At 45.6% G+C, this 2,169-nt stretch carries 3 protein-coding genes; all 3 read right to left on the bottom strand.

Annotation, left to right across the window (positions count from 1 at the left end):
- Positions 1–477: nickel-dependent hydrogenase large subunit (locus AC29Z1_RS17000; RefSeq protein ID WP_488272635.1), on the bottom strand; the 477-nt coding region annotated here is incomplete at its 3' end.
- Between the two features lie 21 nt (positions 478–498).
- On the bottom strand, positions 499–1,629 hold the full coding sequence (locus AC29Z1_RS17005) for a hydrogenase small subunit (protein WP_488272636.1): 1,131 nt from the start codon (positions 1,627–1,629) through the stop codon (positions 499–501).
- Positions 1,630–1,872: 243 nt separating this feature from the next.
- The coding region (locus AC29Z1_RS17010; RefSeq protein ID WP_488272637.1) for an ammonia-forming cytochrome c nitrite reductase subunit c552 at positions 1,873–2,169 on the bottom strand (297 nt) is incomplete at its 5' end.

The following is a 2,169-nucleotide window of genomic DNA, read 5'->3' on the forward strand; positions in this document are numbered from 1 at the left end:
TTTGGGATAGGCCCTTGTATCAAAATTAATCGGCCCCACCATCTTAAGGCTGTATTTTTCCAGTACTGTATTCTGTAGAGCGGCCGTAGCAGCCGGGTCGGCCTTGAGCGCAGCTATCGGACTAACCCAGTCCAGCGCATGCAAATGATAGAAATGGACAGTATGATCATGTACCATTTGTGAACCGGCTATTATATTGCGAATATAGTTAGCATTTTTAGGAATCTCAATACCTAGCGCATCTTCGACTGCCCGCAAGCTGGCTAAAGCATGTACGGTAGTACAAACACCGCAGATTCTCTGGGCAAACAGCCAAGCATCCCGCGGGTCTCGCCCTTTTAGTATGAGTTCAATACCTCTCCAGGCAGTGCCGCTGGAAAGCGCATCTTCTACTTTGCCGGTAACTTCATCAACTGTTATTTCAACTCGCAAATGACCTTCAATTCGGTTTATCGGGTCAACAACTATGCGTTTCATCGAAACCGTCCCTCCTCATCCCTATTCATTGTCCTGACTGTGTTCAGGCTTGGCTTCCTCTGTGCCTTCCTGCGTTTTTTCCGTTTTCGACACATGCAGTTTGTGCTGAATATAGGATGCAATACCATGAGCCGCTACACCAGCGGCAGTCACACCAGCCAAGACAGCACCAACCTTATCGGCATTGACAATCGTATTAGGCAAAGGGATGTTAGGCAGCCGTTCATGGAAAGGATCGTTATCCCAGAAATTATTGGCGGCACAGGCGACACAGGGTGCACCTGCTTGGATAGGATAACTCATACCGTTCCACCAGCGAATATTGCCACAAGAATTATAGGCTTCCGGCCCCCGGCACCCCACCTTATACAAACACCAGCCGGCCTTACTGGCCATGTCGTCAAATTTCTCGACAAACATCCCAGAATCAAAAAAAGGACGACGATAACAAGTATCATGGATCCGGTTGCCAAAAAATTGTTTAGGCCGTCCCTGGTTATCAACAGGTGGCAACTGGCCAAAGAGAACATAATGCATAATCGTACCTGTCAGCACTTCGGGAATGGGTGGACAACCAGGCACTTTGATAATAGGTTTGCCGCTAACAATTTCACTGACTGCCACAGACTTGGTAGGATTAGGTCTGGCAGCCTGAATCCCGCCCCAAGCAGCACAAGTACCATTTTCAATAATCGCTGCTGCATGTTTAGCAACATGCTTTAAGGTTTCAAGCATGGGTTTCCCGCCAACCATGCAATATATACCATCTTCAGCAATAGGCACAGCACCTTCAAAAACTAGGATAAATTGACCCGCGTATTTTTGTATGGTTTCTTCCAGATGATGTTCCAGTGGTTCACCGGCAGTAGAAGCCAATACATCCATGTACTCGAGAGCAATCATATTTAGGAGCAAATCAGATGCCAAAGGTGACTGGGAGCGAATAAAGCTCTCATCGCAACCGGTACACTCGTGACCATGTAGCCAAATAACTGGTAATAGCGGTTTTTTCTCTGCCGCCTCAATAACGCGCGGTATTAGTTCTGTGGATAGTCCCATAATACTGGTCAAAGCCACGCATGCTTTAACAAAGTCGCGCCTGCTGATATTTTTCTTTTGAAATAATTCCCAAAGGGTATCCCGCTTTTCCATAGTCGCCCCCCTTAAATTAAATGTTGACTTATGTATTCCTTATTTTGGTATTCTGCTTTCCTTATCAGATTCCTGTCGCATTTTTCAAAAAATAATAACTTAGTGGTAAAACATCTTTAGGTTGTAGCTAACTTTATACACGTATCAACAAACTTCCACAAATCTCTTCCCTGCGGAATATATAATTACAGGCGGATGTTGTATCAGCAAAAACACCCGCCTGCACTAGCTTTTCTAACCTAATTATAGTGATTTGCCCCCAACTGCTTTATTGGCAGCATTTATGGCTTGATGCGCTAAATCGATAGACTGACCCAATGTGTTAAGCCCTTGAACCGGATTATGAAACCCCATACTGTTAGCAGCCGCCATATAATCCCAATACCATTGGGCCTGGCGCAGCAATTCACGAGCGTTCGTCAGTTCAGTCTGATTAACATTTGGATCTTGACTGGCCTTGTAAATCACTTCATGGGCTTTTGCAACAAGTTCTCCCGCCCTATGCTGGAGTTGCCATGTATTATCCTGGTAGGCTTTCAC

It is taken from the genome of Sporomusa sp. (assembly GCF_057736855.1).

Bases quoted from the DNA above. Each gene is read 5' to 3' on its own strand.
- AC29Z1_RS17005 (WP_488272636.1), bottom strand. From the start codon at position 1,629: ATGGAAAAGCGGGATACCCTTTGGGAATTATTTCAAAAGAAAAATATC.